Source organism: Enterococcus sp. DIV0167 (assembly GCF_050541555.1).
GTDB lineage: Bacteria > Bacillota > Bacilli > Lactobacillales > Enterococcaceae > Enterococcus > Enterococcus faecalis.
The window spans coordinates 73,284-93,985 of record NZ_CP172933.1 but is presented as its reverse complement, the minus strand read 5'-3'; the positions used below and the strand labels follow the sequence as shown (position 1 = coordinate 93,985).

17 protein-coding genes are annotated in these 20,702 nt (G+C 37.4%); 5 read left to right on the top strand and 12 right to left on the bottom strand.

Going from position 1 to position 20,702, the window contains the following annotated elements; translation table 11 throughout:
• Positions 1-173: 173 nt before the first annotated feature.
• The 3 genes from IGM09_RS00390 to fss1 form a co-directional block, all read right to left on the bottom strand.
• Positions 174-1,679 carry a helix-turn-helix domain-containing protein gene (locus tag IGM09_RS00390; protein WP_033625238.1) on the bottom strand — a complete coding sequence of 502 codons (1,506 nt, stop codon included), beginning with the start codon at positions 1,677-1,679 and terminating at the stop codon, positions 174-176.
• Between the two features lie 81 nt (positions 1,680-1,760).
• The gene (locus IGM09_RS00385) at positions 1,761-2,675 is read right to left on the bottom strand and encodes a diacylglycerol/lipid kinase family protein (protein ID WP_010707947.1); all 915 of its coding nucleotides are present in this window, start codon (positions 2,673-2,675) and stop codon (positions 1,761-1,763) included.
• Positions 2,676-2,948: 273 nt separating this feature from the next.
• Complete coding sequence (fss1, locus tag IGM09_RS00380; RefSeq protein ID WP_154219337.1) at positions 2,949-9,047, bottom strand: fibrinogen-binding MSCRAMM adhesin Fss1; 6,099 nt, start codon at positions 9,045-9,047, stop codon at positions 2,949-2,951.
• 710 nt (positions 9,048-9,757) lie between these two features.
• Here fss1 and IGM09_RS00375 point away from each other — a divergent pair.
• Together IGM09_RS00375 and IGM09_RS00370 are read left to right on the top strand one after the other, a co-directional pair.
• Complete coding sequence (locus IGM09_RS00375; protein ID WP_010775476.1) at positions 9,758-11,245, top strand: helix-turn-helix domain-containing protein; 1,488 nt, start codon at positions 9,758-9,760, stop codon at positions 11,243-11,245.
• Entirely contained in the window at positions 11,239-12,723 is a 1,485-nt protein-coding gene (locus IGM09_RS00370; protein ID WP_002373754.1) for a helix-turn-helix domain-containing protein, read from the top strand. Before IGM09_RS00375 ends, IGM09_RS00370 begins: the two co-directional genes overlap by 7 nt.
• Before the next feature lie 155 nt (positions 12,724-12,878).
• Here the strand turns inward: IGM09_RS00370 and IGM09_RS00365 are convergent, their stop codons facing one another.
• The 8 genes from IGM09_RS00365 to IGM09_RS00330 all read right to left on the bottom strand — a co-directional run bounded on the left by IGM09_RS00365 (position 12,879) and on the right by IGM09_RS00330 (position 17,773).
• Complete coding sequence (locus tag IGM09_RS00365; protein WP_002381345.1) at positions 12,879-13,058, bottom strand: hypothetical protein; 180 nt, start codon at positions 13,056-13,058, stop codon at positions 12,879-12,881.
• Between the two features lie 20 nt (positions 13,059-13,078).
• Entirely contained in the window at positions 13,079-14,314 is a 1,236-nt protein-coding gene (locus IGM09_RS00360) for an MFS transporter (RefSeq protein WP_002356101.1), read from the bottom strand.
• A gap of 366 nt (positions 14,315-14,680) precedes the next feature.
• Positions 14,681-14,923 (bottom strand): GlsB/YeaQ/YmgE family stress response membrane protein, encoded by a 243-nt coding sequence (locus IGM09_RS00355; RefSeq protein ID WP_002356092.1) that lies wholly within the window; start codon positions 14,921-14,923, stop codon positions 14,681-14,683.
• A 23-nt stretch (positions 14,924-14,946) separates the two neighbouring features.
• Positions 14,947-15,507, bottom strand: a complete 561-nt coding sequence (locus tag IGM09_RS00350) for an Asp23/Gls24 family envelope stress response protein (protein ID WP_002356090.1) — start codon at positions 15,505-15,507, stop codon at positions 14,947-14,949.
• A gap of 58 nt (positions 15,508-15,565) precedes the next feature.
• Positions 15,566-16,078, bottom strand: a complete 513-nt coding sequence (locus IGM09_RS00345; protein ID WP_002383483.1) for an Asp23/Gls24 family envelope stress response protein — start codon at positions 16,076-16,078, stop codon at positions 15,566-15,568.
• Positions 16,079-16,090: 12 nt separating this feature from the next.
• Positions 16,091-16,282: a DUF2273 domain-containing protein gene (locus IGM09_RS00340; RefSeq protein ID WP_002356087.1), complete on the bottom strand. Its 192-nt coding sequence runs from the start codon at positions 16,280-16,282 to the stop codon at positions 16,091-16,093.
• Positions 16,283-16,294: 12 nt separating this feature from the next.
• Entirely contained in the window at positions 16,295-16,867 is a 573-nt protein-coding gene (gene amaP, locus IGM09_RS00335) for an alkaline shock response membrane anchor protein AmaP (protein WP_002381343.1), read from the bottom strand.
• A 12-nt stretch (positions 16,868-16,879) separates the two neighbouring features.
• Positions 16,880-17,773: an SDR family oxidoreductase gene (locus IGM09_RS00330; RefSeq protein ID WP_010775474.1), complete on the bottom strand. Its 894-nt coding sequence runs from the start codon at positions 17,771-17,773 to the stop codon at positions 16,880-16,882.
• 273 nt (positions 17,774-18,046) lie between these two features.
• On the opposite strand from IGM09_RS00330, the gene IGM09_RS00325 reads away from it, so the two are divergent.
• The 3 genes from IGM09_RS00325 (at position 18,047) to IGM09_RS00315 (ending at position 19,458) form a co-directional block, all read left to right on the top strand.
• Positions 18,047-18,700 (top strand): Crp/Fnr family transcriptional regulator, encoded by a 654-nt coding sequence (locus IGM09_RS00325; protein WP_002356081.1) that lies wholly within the window; start codon positions 18,047-18,049, stop codon positions 18,698-18,700.
• Between the two features lie 104 nt (positions 18,701-18,804).
• A complete protein-coding gene (locus IGM09_RS00320) occupies positions 18,805-18,987 on the top strand; it encodes a type II toxin-antitoxin system HicA family toxin (RefSeq protein WP_002367585.1) in 183 nt (60 codons plus the stop codon).
• Positions 18,988-19,020: 33 nt separating this feature from the next.
• Complete coding sequence (locus IGM09_RS00315) at positions 19,021-19,458, top strand: type II toxin-antitoxin system HicB family antitoxin (RefSeq protein ID WP_010707936.1); 438 nt, start codon at positions 19,021-19,023, stop codon at positions 19,456-19,458.
• A 45-nt stretch (positions 19,459-19,503) separates the two neighbouring features.
• On the opposite strand, the gene IGM09_RS00310 is transcribed toward IGM09_RS00315, so the two are convergent.
• Positions 19,504-20,421 carry a helix-turn-helix domain-containing protein gene (locus IGM09_RS00310; protein ID WP_010713649.1) on the bottom strand — a complete coding sequence of 306 codons (918 nt, stop codon included), beginning with the start codon at positions 20,419-20,421 and terminating at the stop codon, positions 19,504-19,506.
• Between the last annotated feature and the right edge of the window lie 281 nt (positions 20,422-20,702).

Sequence of the window (20,702 nt, the reverse complement as noted above, 5' to 3'; positions counted from 1 at the left end):
TTTCAGAAGAATTGACGCAGTATTTATTAAAAAACAACGAGAAAACGTCAATAAGTAGGTAATCAACACCTACTTATTGACGTTTTCTTCTTGTCTTTTTTTACTTTTTAGAAAAATTTTTTTACAATTTATCGGACATATGCATCAAAAAAGCCCATTTTTTTGATTTTTTATTAAAGTGACGTGGTTCTTTTCTCGTTAATTTTTACTATTTTTTGGTTCAAACGATTATATTGCTCAAACGTTAACTCACTTGAAAGTAAAAAGATCTCTGGATGGCCCGTTTCTACATCTGCCAAAGAAGTCACTAATAGTAAATCAATATTTTGCCATTCTTCTTTGCTTGCTTCACTGTATCGTAAAACTTCCAATGCATAAAACCGACGAAAATTATTTTCAATCGAAAGTTTCACCCGTTCATCTTCCAGTACTGGCAAGCCTGATTTTAACCCTAAAACAATTTTTTGTTCACGATGAATTAAATCATTAGAAAGCGCCAAAACACTAGAATAACGCAAAGCCAAAAATTCTTTATTTGTAAATAATTCATTGCCTGTTTGTTCGTAAAGTTGATTTAAGCCTTGGCTTAATTCTTCTAAAAGAACCGGATATTTTTCTTTGACTTTATTCCAAAAGACATTATACATTTTCACATTTTGGACATAGTAAAGTTCGGCAAATAAATGTGTAGCAAACAAATAATAAAAAATTTGCGGACGAATTTTTTCCAATTGCGGCGTCATTTGTATTTCTTCTAATAAGAAATGTTGGACTAAATGAGTCAACATATAAACAGGCGCTTCAGACTCATCAAAATGCGCTAAAATTGCTTGTGCAGTGGCTTCATCTTGATAAAATTGGTCATTGGCTAACAAGAAAAAGTACACAAAAGTTAAATCGTTTTTGTTAAGGAAAAGGGTTGTAGCTGTCATCTCTTCTATAAAGGCTTGGTAATGTTTATTACCTTCTAAATAAGTTTCTTGCTCGGCTGAAGGTCGATATTCGGCGCCTTGCGCACTACGGACTTTTGAGATAGCGACCATATATTTAACTCGGCGTATCACCGTTTCCGCAACTTCTACGTTGAAAAAAGCCATCATTTTTTGGACAGTTTGTGCGACTTCCGTTTCTTGTATATAGTCAAAAGGCCACGTATCACGGATTAAGTCCATAAAAATAGTGTAAGCAAAATGGCGCAAATACGCTTCATTGCCTTCAATTTTCCATGTGCTTTTATTAATCACTAACCCCAATGGTGCTAAAATTTCTGTAAACCCTTTGAGCAAGCGCCGAATCGTGGCATCACTGGTATGATATTTTGCTGTCGCTGGCACAATCCCATTAAATCGACCCCAGAATAAATCTTCCATTACTTGATAAGTTAAACTATCCCGAAAAATTGCTGTATAAAGTTTCTGGAACGCTTGGCTAGACGCCAAGTTCAAGCGATAGCCATGCCCCTTTTCAAAAGCCAAAGAAGCATCATTATCCACAGCATAATACGTAATGTCATCTTTTAGGAGTTCTACGTATTTTTTGACTGATTTTTTGTTTAATTGTAATTCTTCTGCTAACTCATTGATGTCAATCCAGCCTTCATTAATTGGCAAGTTTCTTAAAATAATAATTTTAGAAACGACATCTGTATCGAATATATCAACATATTCATCCCATTTCACTGTTCACTCAACTGCCTCTCTTCTGTTCTATTGTACACAAAATGAGAAATCTATTCCACGAAAAAATAACAGTTGTTTCTTTTATTCTTTCGTAGATGTGGACGTTTCAGGAACAAACACGTTGAGTCCCCCAGCTTCCACCGTTACTTTAATCGGTAAATCATCGGTAGGATCGCCATCTGTTCGTGTTTGGACTTTCTTGTCTTTTTCGCCCCTAATTTTAAATTGACTCCCAGAGAAATACACGACACCAGGAATTTCATTTAATTGTCCTCTGATAATTTTAGGTAAATAATAGACAAACTTGTAAAAAACTAACTTAGGCAAAATGATAATGTGCACTTCGCCGTCATCTGGCGTGGCATTGGCATCGAAATTGGTAAAGCCGCCAGCAGAATTCGTCATGGTCATCGTTAATAATTGGGCTTTGCCATGCCAACGTCTTTCATCGCCATCAATTTTTAGTTTGTACTTTTTCTTTTTCATTAATAAGCGGAAAAATTGCTTTGTAAAGGCTAAAGGACCATATTTTTGTTTCTCCTGTTGGGTCACATTTGCTGCTGTGTCCGCTAATAGTCCAATCGTTAAGGTCGAAATCATCACATCTTGATTTACCATTCCAAAGTCAACTGGCGTGGTCTGTCCTGCCAAAATGGTCTCAAAGGCGTCTTCTTCTTTCAAAGGAATACTTAACACACGCGCAAAATTATTGACTGTTCCACCTGGAATAATCCCTATTTGATAGTCACGAATGGTGTCTTTAAAATTTTGAACGGCATGATGAATGGTCCCGTCACCACCAATGACGACCAAGACACCCACTTGATTTTCTTTGGCATTTTTCCGCATTTCTTCAGGATCAATGTCTGGATTGGAAGGTTGCAAAATAACCGCTTCCCCTTTCGCTTCTGCAGCTTTTTTAAAGCGTTCTGCAATCTCTTTACTTTCACTACTTCCTGAAGTTTCGTTGTATAAAACCATCATCTTTTTCATCATTCTATCCTCATATCTCTAACTAAATTTCTTGCACATGTAAAGTGTACAATATTTTAGCCAAAATACCTAAAGATAGCATCGAAAAACAAAGGCTGAGGCACAAGCGATTTGCTCCAAGAACTCAGTAAGTTCTGTTCAAAGGCTAAACTGCGATGAAGGCTTACCTGAGAATGTCAATAAGAAGGAGCTACTTTTGTTCAGTTGATTAGCTTAAGATGAAAAAACAGGCCATCCGTCGAAAGGACGGATGGCCTGTTTTTTTATAGCTTTTGCTTATTTCTTGCTCTTTTTATAGAAGAGCCAACATGCCAAACTGACCAACAGGAGGCCGATAAAGACAAAGAAGTAATTGACTTGTGTGTTGGTTTTCGGTAAACCAAGCCAACCTGTCTCTCTAGCTACTTGTTTCGTTGTTGGCTGATTTGGTTTTGTTTTTTTGGATACAGGTTGTTTCTCGTTAACAAACGTGCCCGCATCCACGAGTTCAGGTTTGTCTTTCGCTGTTGCCGCAATAGTGAATGCGACAGCTTGCTTAGACAGTTGGTAACCATCCGGTGCTTTTGTTTCCACAAAGGTATATTTTCCTGGTTGTAAGTGGTTCACTTGAACTAACCCTTGGCTGTCAGAACGTAATGAACGAGCGACAGTTTGCCCTGTCTCTGCATCTGTCACTTTAAATTCAGCACCTGCTAAGGCATTCTTTTGCTGATCAATTTTCACCAGCTTGGCAGCACCTTGGTAATTAATAAAAGGTGCTTTAAGTACCACAGTGGCTGGTTTGCCCTGGTTGTCTTTGGCAATCGTAAAGCTTGCGCTTGGCGTTTCATTAAGAAGATAGCCAGTTGGCGCTTGTGTCTCCACAAAACGATACGTTCCCGGTGCTAAATTTTTCGCAATGACTTTGCCTTGCTTGTCAGACATCAGATTAGTTTGTCCAGCCACGGTTTGCCCTGTTTCATCAATGACCTTAAACACCGCACCTGCCAATGCTTCACCTGTTTCGTTTTCTTTGGTTAATTGAGCAGTTCCTTGATAATTGATAAGATCGCCTAAAGCAATTGGCTGCTCTTTTCCTAATTGGGCGGTTACATCAAATGGATGTGGCGTTGTGTCTAACAGATAGCCTGTTGGTGCTTTCGTTTCCACTAAAACGTAATGCCCTTCATTTAGCCCTTTAGCGTAAATTTCGCCAGTCTTATCCGTTGTTATTTCAGAAACTTTTTCCCCTGCACGATTCAAGAATGTTATCGGTGAACCTTGGGGCTGATTCTGCTCATCGGCATTGTAAATTGCAAAAACTGCACCCGCTAAGGTTTGACCTTGCTCAGTGACTTTACGTCCCGTTACTTCCGCTTGATAATTCACAAATTCTAACTCATCTAGTGGTTGTTTATCATTTGAATTCTTCTTCACTACAAAATAAATGGGTTGTTTATTGACGATATAGCCATCCGTTGCATCCAGTTCATCTAATTCATAGCTACCAGCGCCTAAATCCTCCATAGCCAATGAACCATCTTTTTCAGCAGTTACTTCTCTTTCAAAGATTTTTTCCCCGTTTTCGATTCGATACAATTTAAAAATTGTTCCTGGAAGTGGGTTCGCATTGGCATCAATTTTCTTAAAGACGGCGCGTCCTTTGAAATTGGCGAAGGCCCCTAATTGGAAGATCTCCGGATCACCTTTGAAATCACCACGAATTTCTACTTTTACTAATTCAGGATAAATAATATAATCTGCGCCATCTGGTAATTTTGGTGCTTTGATTTCTTTGTAATAATAGGTACCTGGCGCCAAGTCTCTAAAGATAATTTTGCCATCTTTGCCACTCGTTGCTGTAATCCCTAATGATTGTTTATTGTGATCATATAATTCAAAAATAGCACCTGCTAATGGTTGGTCTGCGCTATTCGTTTTCACGATTTGGAAAGCCCCTTTGTAATTCACAAAGTTGTCACTAGCAACCACGACCGCTGGTTTACCAGCATTTTTCTCAGCAATTTCAAATGGGACTGGCGTGGTATTTAATAAATAGCCTGTTGGTGCTTTGGTTTCTACAAAGCGATATTTACCTGGGGCTAAGTGCTCTGCAATAATTTCCCCTTGATTATTTGTCGTCAAGCCTGTTTGAATCGTTTGTCCCTTCGCATCAAGCACTTTAAATGTCGCACCACTTAATAAGTGTCCATTCACATCTTTTTTGATTAATTTAGCTGCTCCTTGATAGTTAACAAAGTTAGCCGTTGCTATAACTGTTGCTGGTTTGCCCCGATCGCTTGCTGCAATCGTGAAAGCACTTGGTTCAGTGTTTAAAAGGTACCCTGCTGGCGCTTTAGTTTCCACAAATTGATATTTTCCTGGGGCTAAATCCGTCACTGTGACTTTTCCGTTTGCATCCGAAACTAAGTGTTCTCGAACCACTTGTCCTGTGGCATCAAGGACCGAAAATTCAGCATCTGCCAATAGATTACCTGCTTGATCTTTTTTTATTAGCTCAGCAGAACCTTGGTAATTCAGCATTTTAACGTGAACGTCACGAATTTGCCCACTCATACTTTGTGTCACAATGAATCGTTTTGGCCTAGTATCTAAAAGATAGCCTGTCGGTGCTTCGATTTCTGTGAACTGATAAAGCCCTGGTTTTAAACTATCCACCTCTAACTGGCCATTCGCGTTGGTTCGATCCGGCGCAAGGGGAACTTCTTCCCAATGAGTAAACGGCGTGGTTACGGCATGCTCTAATTTAAAGCGTGCATTGACTAATTTTTTGCCCTTCTCATCCATTTTTTCTAAAAATACTTTATTGACATCGTTTTTAATAATGGTTGGTTGTGCTCCTTCGGCTGAAGTTTCTTCATCAATAGTAATGACTCGGCCTTTAGCTAATTCGTCCGAAACTGTATAGCCTTCTGGTGCTTTTGTCTCCACCAAAATGTATTGCCCTTGCGGCAACCCACCAAATGTGATAACCCCAGTGGCGTCTACTGTGCCTTCACGTAGGACTTGTGTTTTAGCTTGGTCCCAAATTTGGAAATGAGCGCCTGCTAAAATAGTCGTCCCATCCATGGCTGTTTTCTTCAGCTGAATTTTGCCTTTGGTCCCTGTGGCATGCCCGCCACTGTGATCAATGTCAACGACCACATCGCCATTGTCATCCCCATGAACGACTTCTGAACCATTTCCAGTAATTGACACTTGGTTGGATACCGTGTCTGTACTCCCCGCCGCTGAAGAAGTCACTAAACTACGATATTCCATATAATAAGGTGCTTCAATATGAGCCATTTTAACGACAATTTTTTGTTGTCCTGTTTCATTATCGGTGGTAACTTCCAGTGTGTAATCTTTTCCTTCTTCTAAAATAACAGATTTATCTGGCGTAATCGTTCCGTCTTCTGTTACGTTGGTACCGTAAATCACCAATGATTCGGGATCTAGCACTTGGTTTGGTGAGGGTGTATCAGTAATAACCACATCGTCTAAAACCGATTGGGCGCCATTGATCATTACATGCCAGTACACATGATCTGGATCATCTTTGTGGTATTCGCCACCTTTTTTCACTGATTCGCCACCATGTTGAATAGAAACTTTTCCTGTCACATCACGTGAAGAACCTTGGTTTGTATAAGATGCGGTATTGTCATAACTAGCCGAACCTTCGATAACTTTTTCATCAACAGACGTCTTAAATTCAATCACATACGTACGACTATCATTAGGAAAATCAACACGCCAAGTATTTTGGTTTTTCTCGCTTGGTTCTTCCATTGTGATATCCGTCAACGGTTGCGTTGGTTTCACTTTTTCAACCGAACCATCTGGCTTTGTATTGCCTTCATAGACTTTCAAGCTCCCAGCCAAATAGGTTTGATTGGCTAAAATTGGATCCGTCAAAAAGGCGTCGACTAAACGATTATTACTTAAATTCACCGCAAGCGTCCAAGTGATTTCTTTGGTGACGGCATTGTAAACACCGCTTTTTTGCGCATTTAAATCAAAAGCAGGTAAAGGTTTAAACGGTTTACTATCTTCTGAATGATGATTGTTTCCTGCTTCATCCGTCCAATCAATGGCAGCGGTATTTCGATAATGGTCCAACGCAGGATTGTTAGCGTCTAACTCGGTAACATCGAAAAAGGTAGTATAAGTTATGTGGAAGGCATCACTTGTTTTGGCATACGCCCCTATAAAACTTACCTTAAAGCCTGTTTCACCATCTGCATTACGAGTTATTTCTACCATGAAATCCTTGCCTAACGTCAACTGAGCACCAGTGGTTGTATCTTTGACAACCAACGAATTGGGTACCATAGTTAAGCCAGGAACTGGTTCGTACGTATCCGTAATCACGGCATTTTCCATCAAATAATTATTTTGATTCACAGCTAACGTCCAACCAATCGTTGAATTTTGATAATCAACTGCACCAGTGTTTTTAATAATATTTTGTTGACTGGCTGTGCCATCACCTTCTGAATGCTGACCAGTGCCGACATCCACACGATTATTCACGGCAACATCGCCTTCGACAATTCCATCAACTTTGGTTTTATAATCAATCTTGACTGCGCCATTCACATCATGTAAAAAGTCAATTGCAAAGGAACCGTCTCCGTTGATTACCACTTTGTAATCTTTTCCTTCCACAAGTTCTGCTCCAACGACTTCATTTCCTTTGTCATCAAACGTCACTGAATATAAATGTAAAGAATCTGGTTCAAACGTTAAATTATCCCCCATTGTGTCTGTAATGACTGCTTGGTCTTTTGGAATGGTTTGTTCACCATAGTTGTAGTTAATTTCCCAAGTGAATTCTTGATTGGTTTCATCGTAATCTATATTGCGCTTGTCTAACATTTTGCCATAGGTTGCCGTCACAGTTGCTTCAGCATCTAACCCATTTGGATTATTATCACTTGTTAACGTCGCGTGATTTTTAAAAGGCACGTCGCCGCCGCCATCTGGAATAACCGCCTCGTCAATCGTCGTTTGGTACTCAAGACGATACGCTTTGTTGGTGTCACCTTTAATCGTCACATTGCCATTTTTATCAACGGTATATTCATCTGGACTAAGTTCACGACCCACTTCTTTAATTGTTCCATCAAGATTCATCACTAACTCATAGACTTTCACGGACTTAAAGGTATTCCCTGTTGGCCATGTTTCCGTCACAGTTGGATTTGTTTGATCTTTCATCGCTTGATTGATATCTACCGTCCAAGTAATCGCACTAGGATTGGGCGTTCGATCAAAATGGCCTTGTTTATCAATTTGTTGTTCGGTATCTGGGACAATCGGAATCACTACAGGCGGCAAATCTTCTTGTGTAGGAATATCAATCACCCAATCTCCTGGGCCCCGCCCATCTGAATCATTCAAATGAGTATCTAAAGAAAAGTCCCCGTGAATGTCACTTTCAGACGTGATTCGCTCATTAAAGGTAAAACGAACCGTACCATCTTCACTAATTGTGTAGGTTCCATAGACATTGCCTTCCGCATCAACTAAATCACCTGAACCTGGTTTATTAGGTTTCAAATTGCCAGGTAATTGAAACTCGAAGTAATCGCCTGCTTTCATTTGTTCTCGTACATCTTCTGGAATCGACCAGTTAAAGTTCCAATGAATGGTCACATCTTCTTTATACGGCGGTGTTGCTGGTGTGCCATCAGGATTTAAATAAATCGGATCTTCAAAATTATCGATAATCGTTGTTTCATCACCTGTAAAATAGTCACTGATATCTGTTGGTCCTGCTACGCGCGGTTTGACAGTCGTAGACTCGGTTGTTTTACTTTCTATCGCTTTTGTCGTGCTGGCGACAGTTTCTTCGGACGAACGAGGAACAGAGGAGTTTATAGATGCTTCTTCTGTTGAACCTTCATTCGCTGATGCGGCTGGCGAACTCGTGATTGCCGTTGATTCTGTCGGATCAGTACCAGTATTTAATGTCAACGCTCGTTGCTGTTGTCCATAAGAAAACGTCACATCTTCTGTAGCTGTAGGGTTCAACGTTAAGACTAACGTATCTGCTAACGCTTGCTGATTCAATTCAATTTGAATCTGTTTCTTCTGGTCATCCACTTGAATCTTGCGCGTATTATTGGGCGCTGCCCAATGTGCAGCTTTGATTGACACATTGGCACTATAATGCACTACAACCTCTTGTGTTACTGGTTGTGCTTTTCCTTGAAGCGCTAAGGTCATTTCTTGCTGGCTGGTTTGCTTCGCTTCTCCTAACGTTAACTGACCATCGCTATTAACATCTTCCGCCAAAGCCATGAGTGGTGTGCCATAATTTAGAACAAGTAACAAACACATCAACCCGTAGAGCCAACGGTTTACCATTGGACCATTCTTTCTCATTTCTTTCATCCTTCCTCTACTAACGACACATAGAAGAGAACGTTCACTTCGTACCAATTTTTTATTTTAAACCAAATAAGTGAGTGCTCTTCTGTTGTCTTTCTTCCTTGCTAAAACAGACAGCCAACACACCTTTTCTTTTTATCTCCTCAAAACGCACTCTTACTTCGAATGCGGATTCATTTTCTGCTTTTTCCTATAGACTCTTCTATAAGAATAAGAAGAGTATAACGAGATTTTTCAGCAAAAATTATCAACAACTTCTCCTCCAAATAGAAAAAGTTGATGAAATCCCAGAAACCCTTTTCATCTTTATGAAAACACTCCTTTAATCCTTTTTTATTTGTACTAGTCCTTCTTCCACTATACCGTTTTTTTAATTTTTTTTCATAAGAACTAACCAGACAAAAAAGCCTATTTGTATAAGCTATTTAAGCTAAAAAATCAATAGACTCAAATTATCATTTTTGTTATTTAAATGTTTTATATAAACCATTTGTTTTTCTTAATAATTTTTTGCTCTATCATTTTTTATCCGCATTTTCTTCTATTTAACACATTTAGTTCTTCTTGATTTTTAAGAATAGATACAGTAGCATAAGAACAACTAGTTCTTTCACTGGCAATTGTCAATGTCGCTTAGAAAAGAATGTTTTATCTGTATTATCTGAAAAATCAAACAAGCGTAACCAATTAGAAAGGTGGTTATTATGCATAACTTATTAACCAAACAGGAAATTCAGTTACTTTCCCTAATTGAATACTTGTATGACAGTAAAGAAAAAGTCCCCATGCAAGTACTCCGGCGAAAATATGAATTTTCCCATTACAATATCAACAATTTATTGAATCAATTAACTTTATTAATTTCTCGAGTCAATACACATGAAAATGTACATATTCGCATTATTAATAATCAACAGTCCATAGAATTAGTCGCCGATGAAAATATCCCGATTGAGTTAATGAAAGAAGCCGTAGTTCGCGGGTCATTAACTTATATGTTAGCCTTAGATTTACTTTTAAAACGCTATACTTCAGCCAAAGATTTTTGTGAAGAGCATTTCATTAACTTTTCTATTTTCAAACAAGTCAGTGACCGTTTAAACAATTATCTAGCTAGATTTAATTGTTATTTAAATTTAAAAAGGCGAGAAAAAATTTGTGGCAAAGAGAAAGATTTTCGTAGTTTCTTTTACTCCTTATTTTTCATTTCAGGAACTTCTCTCGTTCCTTTTTTATCTAAAACCAATCAAGCGCAATTGCAGAATTTTATTGAAATCATCAAAAACCGTTATCCTTACTTTACATATACCGATTTACGCAAATTAAAATTAATTATGTCCATAGGTTTACTCCGTTACCAATCTGATTTTACAATCAGCGATTATCCTGAAATTGCTACGATCAATTTAGCCTTTCCTTATTCAGAATTTCAATTATTAGTGAATGATTGTTTTATTAATGAACAAAAAGAACCCGACACATGGCGGGCTGAAATTCGTTTCTACTATGATTTTTTCAGTACATTAACGATGTATTCACTTGAACAAATAGAAACAGTCAACTTTGCCAACTTAGCGATTATGGGCATGGATGAAAGTCCCCATGTCACCTGGATTTTTGAAAAATGTACGCAATTACAGTTGGATTTAAGCGCAATAGAAGTAGTCTTTTTGTTGGTTAATTTATCCAATGCCAGTGAACGACTGATTCATTTCCCTGTGGAAGAGGAATTGAGCTATGAGGTTGCTAATGTCTCTTTGTATGAAAAACAATACCCAAATGTTTCACGAACAACCAACTATTTCTTAAAGCGTTTGCCTTTTGACAAACAACATCCACTAGATGCGTTATTTAAAGAAACCATTTTTCTAATTATTCGGAGCGTTTTATTAAATAAACAAATTCCTGTTAAAATTTTACTTCATTCATCTATTAATCAGATACAAGAAAATTGGTTAGCGAAGGAAATCAATAATTATTGCGATGTTCCTTTGAAATTTGTTAATCATATTCAAGAAGTGCCTGACTTAGTCATTACTGACAAAAATAATCCGCTTTTTCACGCCAGTAAAACCTTTTATTGGCATCCCGTTCCTTATTTAGACGAATACCATAACTTAAAACAAGTCGTCCGCAAAATTTATTTTGCCAAATTACGTGGGGAAAACAGTTTGGAGGGAATCGGATGTTAACAGGATTACTTGATGTACCTTATCGTAAAAGTTTTGCTCTTTTAGAAGAATTACTCGAACGTCGTGAAGCAGAAGAGCAAACATTGGCGATTTCTACTTTAGCCACTCAATTAAAAATGCAACAAAATACCATTCTACAATCTGTAGCTTTGCTCCAAACAGAAATTGAAAAAAACGGCTGGGAGAACTTATTTTCTTTATCAGCAAATGCCAAAGAGATCACATTTTGGTTTGCACCCTATTTCCAACTGTCGTTTTTGATGCCTTACTTTGTCAAAAAAAGTTTCGCGTATCAAGTACTGACCTATGCCTTTAATCATAATGCAATTGATAGCAAACATTTTGAAAAAGTCCTAGAAATTTCTTCATCAACCTTTACGCGAAAAATTGGACAATTAAACCAATGGCTCCAAAAATATCAGATTGAAATCAATTTAAAACGTACCAACGTGTTGGTGGGCAAAGAAAAAGATATCCGGATTTTCTTTATGATGCTTTTTTGGAACAATTACTCTGAAGGGGATTGGCCGTTGCACACGATTACTAAAAAAGAAGTCCATAGTCTCTTTCGACGTTTAAAACACTCTGTTTCTTTCAATACAACACAAGATTTTACAAAAGACTTGATTTTTTCTGCGGTGATTTTAGCGCGTTGGAAAGAGGGCTTTTTTATCAAAGAAACTTTCGTAGAGGAAGAAGCGATTGTTAATCCCTTTGTTAATCTGAGTGAATTTGAATTGTTTTTTAAAGAAGAAGCCTTACACCAAGTTCCAACAAAATTTATACAAAAAGAAGGGCTTTTTGCCTTTTTCTTATTAACGATTAGTGTCAGCTACGCCACACAAGATGTCTTGGAAATTCCAGCAGCACGGATGCATATGGTCCAGCTATTAGGCTCACCCATTAAAGAGATCATTTATCAACTGACGTCTTTTTATCAAATTAAATTGACATTTCACGAGTACCTTTATCTATATACTTCTATCCAAAATTTAAGTGTCTTTTTTAAGACCTTTGTTACGATTGCCAATCCATTTGTGCAAGAAAGCTTTTTAAAAGAAGCACTTCAAAAAAATCCGAGTCTCTACAAAGATGTGAAGCGACTTACAATTGAAATGCTTCCAACATTGATGGGCAATGAAAAATTGTTAGTTGACTGCTTGTTCATTCTTTTCTGTACACTGAAAACGAAATCTTTACCACCGATTCGTGTCTTAGTACGGACCAACCAAAGTAACTTAATTTTAGATACCCTTTATGAAAAGCTAAGTAAAGCCGTGGATAAAAAATTAATTTTTGTCGCTTCACCAGAAAAGCCTTTCGATGTAATTATTACAAATATCTTTTCAGAAATTAGTGTCAAATCAACGATTCCTACTTATTATGTTGATTTTTCCGCTAGCATTGGTGAACTAGCGCAGAGCTTAGAAAACTTAAATACACAAATTGTCACCAAACAAAGTCCACGCCACTTTTAAAAGTTTTCACGTGAAACATTTTAAGTGATAAAAATTACAAAAAACGCCAAAAGGTAGCAGAAAAACTGCTACCTTTTGGCGTTTTTTACGAAAATTTTCAATGTTCCACTCTAGTGATACCGAAACGTAGAACATTCATTTACTAACTACTCATTTTACATGACGTTGTTATTTTCTGTCACCAATTCTAGCTCTTGCAAGTAATGATCCAAAGTCGCATGATGTTGATCGACATCGGCTAACTCTGTTTCAATTTTAGCTAAACGCGTGTTCATGCGTTGAATTTCCGTTAGTGTTTGTTGTAAAACGTTTAAAATCCGTTCATCGTTAGGCATTGAAATCACTCCTTGTCCATTTATAGTTCTGAGCCGTGTTCAATCTCTTCAATCGTTTCAAGAGACAAATCTTTGGCATCATTTTTAGCTTTGTGGAAGACCATATATAAAATAGTACAAACGATTGGGATACAGCCTGCTAAGAAGTACATTTGTTGGAATGACATAAAGTTACGTAATTCACCTAAAACGTACGGACCAACCCCTAATCCAAGGTCTAAACCAATGAAATAAGTCGATAAAGCAATCCCGATACGGTGAGGACTTGGGCTTTCTTGAAGACAAACCGCTTGGCCATTTGACATGAAAGTCCCATAACCTAAGCCAATTAACCCACCTGAAACTAATAACATCCAACCCGACGTAGTCATACTTAATAAGAACAGGCCTAGTGTTAAGAAAATGTAGCTCGGATACATGACGTAGCGTTCCCCTTTGACATCGAAAATCCGACCTGTCGATGGACGTGTTAAGGTAATCACGACTGCATAGACGATAAAGAAGAAGGTGCTGACGTCAACTAAATCGATTACTTTGACATAAGAAGATAAGAAAGATAAGACACTTGAATAAGCAAGCCCCATTAAAAAGGCGATAAATGTAATAAATAAAACTTTCTTTTCAACAAAACTATCAAAATTCCATTTAGATAAAGCTTCACGATGTTCAGGTGTTAACTCAATATTTTTCACTGGGAAAATGAAGCAAGCAATGGTTGTTAACAAAATTAAAATAATTGAAAAGTTAATAATGACATGGAAGTTGGAAACATTTAACAATAACATCCCAATAAATGGCCCGATGCCGGCTGCTAAACTAGTACTCAAACCATAATAATTGATCCCTTCCCCTTTTTTATTTTTAGGGATATAGGCGGTAACAATTGCGTTGGTCGCTGTCGAAACGGTTCCGTAACCAAACCCATTTAAAAAACGGACCAGATAAAGAATGCCCATACTTGGCATATACATATACGCAACAGTCGTTAAAAGATAAAACAAAGCCCCATAACGTAAGACTTGTTTGCGCCCAATCAGTTCAAGGAGTTTCCCCATGAAAAGTCGTGCAAGCAATGTCCCGATGATGTAAATTCCTGAGGCCAAACCCGCTTGACCTAAAGTAGCGTGTAAGCTATCTTGCGCAATCACCGCAATAATAACCATTAATAAATAATAAACAAGATAGACAATGAAATTAATCACTGTAATACTGATAAAGCCTTTATTCAAAAGCTTTGTTGGTGTTTGTTCTGTCATAATTCTTTGAATTCCTCTCTCTTTTGTTCTGTTTATTTTGTGTTGCTATTTTTCAATAAAAGACCGCTATCCCCTCACTTTGATGACTTATCAAAAAATTTTCTGAAATTCATTTGCAGTTATTACTATACGAGATATCCGTTACAAAAAAATGTAAATTTGTGAATGATAAACGTTATCTACAAATAACTTCAACAAATGTTGTTGATTTTTGTTGAAAAGCCAAAATGACTAATGATTTTAATTAAAATAAGCTCTTGGCTAATTGCTCAAAATTTACTTTTCATACGAAACTTCCTCATACATAGAAAAAGAAAAATAGGACATAAGCCGAAACGACTTATGCCCTATTTTTTTAAACTTTCTCTATTTTCGTCCTAAAATCCATGAAACGATGGCAACTAAAATCACTGCCCCGATAATCGATGGCACAATAGCCATCCCAGCTAAGCTTGGTCCCCATGTGCCTAAAATGGCTTGACCAATTGTTGAACCAACTAACCCTGCAATAATATTGGCAATAATGCCCATCGATGATCCTTTTTTAGTAATTGCTCCAGCGATTGCCCCAATGACCCCACCGACAATTAATGCCCAAATAAAGCCCATGATTGTTTCCTCCCTTTAACCGTTTATTCTACACGTGGTTCCATATTTTCTTTGACTTGTTCTGTTCCTTTATTCACAGCTTTTTTTGCTTTTTCTGTTTGTTCAGAAGCAAATTCACCGGTACTTTTGGCAGCGCCTGTGACTTTATCTTGAACCGTTTCGCTATCTTCTTCGTATTCTTCTTTTGATTTGATATCAACTACGTTAACATTCACTTCAATCACATCTAAGTGGGTCATTTTTTTCACTTCACGGCTGATTAATTCTTTCATTTTTTCGTAAATGTCTTGAATATCTTTGCCGTATTCTACCACGATATCCATATCAACAGCGACTTGTTTTTTACCAACTTCGGTATCAATACCAGCTGTGACGTTATCTGTGTTTACTAATTTTTCAGCAATATTTGAGAAAAAGCCGCCATCGACTGTTAATAGACCATCGACATTTTCTAAGGCTAAACCGATAATTTTTTGAACGACTTTATCTTCAAATGTTAATTCACCTTTGATTGCATGATCTTCTGGTGTGTGTGGTCCGTTTCCTGCTGGTTTTGGTACATTATTGAATTTTTCGTTACTCATGGTTCATTCCTCCTAGTTTCTTCTATTATTGCTTTATTTTTAATAAAATAATAACCAATTATTGAACACGAGGTGCCGTGTTTTCTTTGACTTTTGTCTTGCCTTTAGTTACCGCATGTTTGGCTTTATTGGTTTGTTTTGACATAAAACTACCTGTCGCTTCAGCGGCGTTGCCAAGTTTATCTTGGACTGTTTCACTTTCTTCTTGGTACTCTGCTTGTGTTTTGATATCTACTACGTTGACATTGACTTCGATTACTTCCAAGTGAGTCATTTGTTGGACTTCACGAGTAATAACCTCTTTCATTTGATCATAAATGGTCTCGATATCTTTCCCATATTCGGCTACAATGTCCATATCCACTGCGACTTGTTTTTTGCCGACCTCGGTGTGAATGCCTGTTGTAACATCTTCACTGTTAATCATTTTATCTCGTAAATTCGAGAAAAAACCACCGTCCACAGTTAACAAACCGTCGACTTCTTCCAAAGCAATGCCAATAATTTTTTGGATTACTTTATCCTCAAACGTCAACTCACCTTTAACAATCGATACATTTGCATTTTCCATAGCCAAAACCTCCTATTTATGATGAAAATAATTTTTGACAATGCCTGTCTGTTCCAAATACAAACCTAGCCAAATACCTAGTCCTGTCAGGAGTACTACTAACAATGTTTTAAAGAAGCCGATTGACAGAAACAAGATTGCAAAAACCAAGCCGACTAGGCCACCAATTAACGGAACGGCATATTGTTTTATCCATTCAACCATTGTACATCCCTCCTACTCCACACGTGCTTGTGTTTGCTGTTGTTGTGGTCGTTTCATTGATTGAATATCTTCAAAATGAACATCAATCGTAATCTTGTGACCAGTCCCCACCAAACGAGCAAGCCGTTCTTCCATTGTTTTTGACCAAGCTTCTGTTTGTCCAATTAAATCTGCCGTTCGTTTCAGTGTGCCTTTGACATTGACCTTAATGCGCCGTTTTGTCGCCTTTACACGAATGGTTGGTGCTTCCAGAAAGTCACTGTCTTGCAAGCTAGAGCGTACAAATCCTTCGATGGCTTTACGGTGTAACACTAACTTTCCTTGCTCTTCTTTTAATTCAAACGTGCCTTTTCTTCTTGGGAATAAAAGAATGAATAAAAATAGAAAGAGCATAATTCCTAGTAAAACCAGCGCTACCCAAAAAATTGCTTGACGTGCGTACTCGTTGTCTTGCAAGAACCATTGGACATTATCTGGTGGTTGCCAAGCTGTATCGGCTGACCAAGTGGTAATGGCCACCGCGCCAAATAATGCCATTAAAATCAGTGAACCTAGAAGCAAAAGTATTTTAACAACTTTATTCACGGAACATCCCTCCTAAAGATTAATTGCTTCTCCACCAGTTACGCCATAAACTTGAGCCGTAACATAACTTGCATCATTGGACGCCAAGAAAACATAAACAGGGGCTAATTCAGCAGGCTGACCCGCACGTTCCAGTAAAGAATGTTGCCCAAATTCTGGCAACTCTTCAATTGGTTGTCCATGATCTAACTGTAACGGTGTCCAGATTGGTCCTGGAGCCACGCCATTTACCCGAATGCCTTTTGGTGCCAGTTGTTTTGCTAAACCAACGGTAAAGTTGGCAATTGATGCCTTCGTTGCTGCATAATCCAACAAATGCTCACTGGGATTAAAGGCTTGGACGGAAGTCGTTGTCACAATACTACTTCCGGCAGGCAAGTGAGGCACTGCTGCTTTGACAATGCCAAACATCGCAATAATATTGACATGGAAAGTGTCTATCACTTGTTCCATTGGTAATTCTTCAATAGCGGCACAGGAAATTTGTTGGGCAGCATTTAAAACAAGGGTATCCAAGCCGCCTAATGCTTCACGAGCTTGTGCAACCAATTCTTCAGGTGCCTGTTTATCTCTTAAATCTGCTGGCAAAAGAATGACTTTTCGGCCAGCTTCTCGTATATAGTGCGCCACTTCTTCGGCGTCTTTTTCTTCACCTGGGAAAAAATGTAAGGCGATATCTGCGCCTTCGCGAGCAAAAGCAATCGCCGCAGCTCGTCCAATCCCAGAATCACCGCCTGTAATTAATACCCGACGATTTTCTAATTTGTGATTTCCGACATAGCTGTCTTCCCCACAATCTGGTTTAGGGACCATTTTGTCCTGTAATGCGGGAGTTTCTTGATCTTGTTGCGGAAATCCATCACTATAAAATAACTTTCTTGGGTCTTTTAAGTTTGGTTCTGTCATTAAATCTCCTCCCTTTCTACTATTACCTTAATACAATTTTTTCTTTTTGAAAAATATTTGAGCACATAAAATAAAAAAAATATTTTTAATACTCATTAAGCGAAATTTTTGGCAAAATTATCTAAAAGCTGATTTTATTTTTCAAAATAGCGTTTAATTGACCTTTTTTATCAACATTTGTTATTGACATATGATGTCCAATTCGCTTAAATAAGAAAGAAGCCCAACAGGCAAAAACAAAAATATTTAGAGATAATTGAGGAGTTACCGCCAATGAGAAATGTTTTACAAGACTACTTAGATGAACATTCCTTTCGAGTCGTTGTAAAAAAGAAGAAAAATTATTTAACTTATGAAGGACTGCAAGATCGTTATGCCTATATTTTAAAAAGTGGCATCATCAAAACTAGCGTTATTTCCAAAGACGGTCGTGAATTTAATTTACGTTATATCAACAATTTGGAAATTGTTTCATTGCTACGTGATGAATATTCAGAATTTATTGATGCACCTTTTAATATTCGCATCGAATCTCCACAAGCAGAACTTTACCAAATCGACCGTGTTCAATTTTGGCGGGATATCAATAATAGTAAAGACTTGCAAATGTATGTCAAAGAATACTATCGGGACCGTTTAATGCATTCCATGAAAAAGATGCAGCAAATGTTGATGAATGGCAAATTTGGGGCCGTTTGTACACAAATCTATGAAATGTACGATTCATTTGGCGTAGAAACAGAGGAAGGTATTTTAATTGATTTCGTGGTGACCAATGAAGAAATTGCGCATTTTTGCGGGATAACTTCTGCTAGTAGCGTTAACCGGATGATGCAGCAACTAAAAGAGTTAGGGGCAATTGAACTACGTAACCGCAAAATTTTGATTAAAGATTTAGATATGATTAGAGATAACATTATTGTTTAACATCAGTACCCCCGCAAGTTTGACCTTGCGGGGGTACTTTTTCATCCACTTGACAACACGTATTACACGTATTAAAATATATCCTGTCAGGAGGTATTGTGCACATGCCAATGACACAAAAACAAATGGTCAAATTGCTAAAAAAGCACGGTTGGTTACCAACCGATGGTGGAAAAGGCTCCCATATAAAAATGGAGATGTCTGGCAAAAGACCCATCATTATCCCACACGGAGAATTGAAAAAAGGAACCGAAATAGGGATTTTAAAAGAGGCAGGGCTGAAATAGCCTTCCTCAATGATTGATAAGGAGGCATCATTCATGCTAATTAGTTATCCTGCATGTTTCTACAGTGTCGAGAATGGTTACTATGTTTATTTCCCAGATATAGGTGGTTCTGGTACGCAAGGAGATACAATTCCTGATGCAATTGCGATGGCTTCCGATTATTTAGGTATGATGTTATCTGATGATATTGAACATCAAAGAACAATCCACCAGCCATCTCCTATCAATACGTTGTCATTAGAAGATAATAATCCCTTTAGAGATGACGATGACTTTAATTTTAACCTTGCAGACTCGTTTGTTTCTATGGTAAATGTAGAACTAAATGATTATTTAGGAACAAATACGTTAGTCAAAAAAACCGTCACCATTCCCAAGTGGTCTGATGAACTCGGGAAAAAAAATAAATTGAATTTTTCTAAAACCTTGACCGATGCCATCGTTGAAAAGTCGCTACATGTTTTAAAGTAGCCTTGAGAAAGCACCCCCGCACGCTTGACCTTGCGGGGGTGTTTTTTATTTTTCAGTGACAATATTCACAGGAAATTGTCCATAATCTAAATTAAATGTCCGACCAGCCGTCAGCTGAAGCATTTCTTTTTTCATGCCTTCCGCCAAACGTGCATCCCCAAAACTTTCAATCATATCAATAACGGTGATTACTTCTTTATAATATCTCATTTTGCCAGTGTACAGATAATACGTAAGATTTTTTAAATAACGTAAGTTAAAATGAATATAGTAGATTTCGGCAGGAATCGTGGTAACACTCATTAGCGCTAAATATTCCCGGGCTTTCGCATAATTTTTCTTATAAAGTTGCGCTGTAATGATATTTAGGTAAAAACCATAGGCGACATTTAATGTTTGGGTATCACGTAATTCAGCATCTTTGACAGGAAACATCTGCTCAAGAATCTGAAGGACTTCGTTTTCAGAAAATAACGCCCCTGTATTAGTCACCATTTGATAATCGTAATATGTATAGTAGCTTTTGCTAGAGATAAGTGCGAGAATTGCCATTCGATCAGTTTCATCAAATTCTGGAATTTCCTCCCAATCATTACTGAAAGTTAGCTTAATATCTGTATAAATAGACATCTCTACTGCGTTTTTTTGGGGATTGCGCTCTAATTGATAAAAGTAATGAATCAGGTTCTTTTTTTCACTTGTATTGTTCAACCCCATTTGACAACATTCAATTTGATGCATAATTTTAGATGAAGCCGTACTTCTTGTTTCAGAGACCATATGAAAAAATTCATTAAAGGTAATCCCAAGTGACTGTAATGCTGTCATTAAATCCTCGTAACTTAGCTTGGCTTCACCAATTTCGATTCTTCGATAGGTTTGTTTCCCTTTTTTTGGTAAAACATCTTTCTGAGCAATTTTTTTCTTTTTTCTAAAATACTTTAATGCCTCTAACACATCCATAATATGCTCCTTTCTATTAATAAGTTAATATTAAGTATTATTTTTTTATTAACTAAAATATACTATTTTCTAAAAAATTATTTCTATGAACTTTAATATTATCAAATAATCGAATAATATATTTGTTTGAATTATTTTTTCGCACATTATAATTGTTAGACATCAACAAATTTTAAAAAAACTTTTCTAATTCGTTCTTGAAGAAACTAAGATATCTGTCTTATAATGAAATTCAATATAACTCAGAGCAGGAGGTGTCGCAATGTTTGGTTTCAATATTA

Excerpts from the sequence above, each read along its gene's own strand:
- IGM09_RS00325 (WP_002356081.1), top strand. The coding sequence starts at position 18,047 with ATGAGAAATGTTTTACAAGACTACTTAGATGAACATTCCTTTCGAGTC.
- IGM09_RS00365 (WP_002381345.1), bottom strand. The coding sequence starts at position 13,058 with ATGCCTAACGATGAACGGATTTTAAACGTTTTACAACAAACACTAACG.
- IGM09_RS00320 (WP_002367585.1), top strand. The coding sequence starts at position 18,805 with ATGCCAATGACACAAAAACAAATGGTCAAATTGCTAAAAAAGCACGGT.
- IGM09_RS00340 (WP_002356087.1), bottom strand. The coding sequence starts at position 16,282 with ATGGTTGAATGGATAAAACAATATGCCGTTCCGTTAATTGGTGGCCTA.
- IGM09_RS00310 (WP_010713649.1), bottom strand. The coding sequence starts at position 20,421 with ATGGATGTGTTAGAGGCATTAAAGTATTTTAGAAAAAAGAAAAAAATT.
- IGM09_RS00370 (WP_002373754.1), top strand. The coding sequence starts at position 11,239 with ATGTTAACAGGATTACTTGATGTACCTTATCGTAAAAGTTTTGCTCTT.
- IGM09_RS00355 (WP_002356092.1), bottom strand. The coding sequence starts at position 14,923 with ATGGGCTTTATTTGGGCATTAATTGTCGGTGGGGTCATTGGGGCAATC.
- fss1 (WP_154219337.1), bottom strand. The coding sequence starts at position 9,047 with ATGAGAAAGAATGGTCCAATGGTAAACCGTTGGCTCTACGGGTTGATG.
- IGM09_RS00330 (WP_010775474.1), bottom strand. The coding sequence starts at position 17,773 with ATGACAGAACCAAACTTAAAAGACCCAAGAAAGTTATTTTATAGTGAT.
- IGM09_RS00315 (WP_010707936.1), top strand. The coding sequence starts at position 19,021 with ATGCTAATTAGTTATCCTGCATGTTTCTACAGTGTCGAGAATGGTTAC.
- IGM09_RS00345 (WP_002383483.1), bottom strand. The coding sequence starts at position 16,078 with ATGGAAAATGCAAATGTATCGATTGTTAAAGGTGAGTTGACGTTTGAG.
- IGM09_RS00385 (WP_010707947.1), bottom strand. The coding sequence starts at position 2,675 with ATGATGAAAAAGATGATGGTTTTATACAACGAAACTTCAGGAAGTAGT.
- IGM09_RS00360 (WP_002356101.1), bottom strand. The coding sequence starts at position 14,314 with ATGACAGAACAAACACCAACAAAGCTTTTGAATAAAGGCTTTATCAGT.
- IGM09_RS00350 (WP_002356090.1), bottom strand. The coding sequence starts at position 15,507 with ATGAGTAACGAAAAATTCAATAATGTACCAAAACCAGCAGGAAACGGA.
- IGM09_RS00375 (WP_010775476.1), top strand. The coding sequence starts at position 9,758 with ATGCATAACTTATTAACCAAACAGGAAATTCAGTTACTTTCCCTAATT.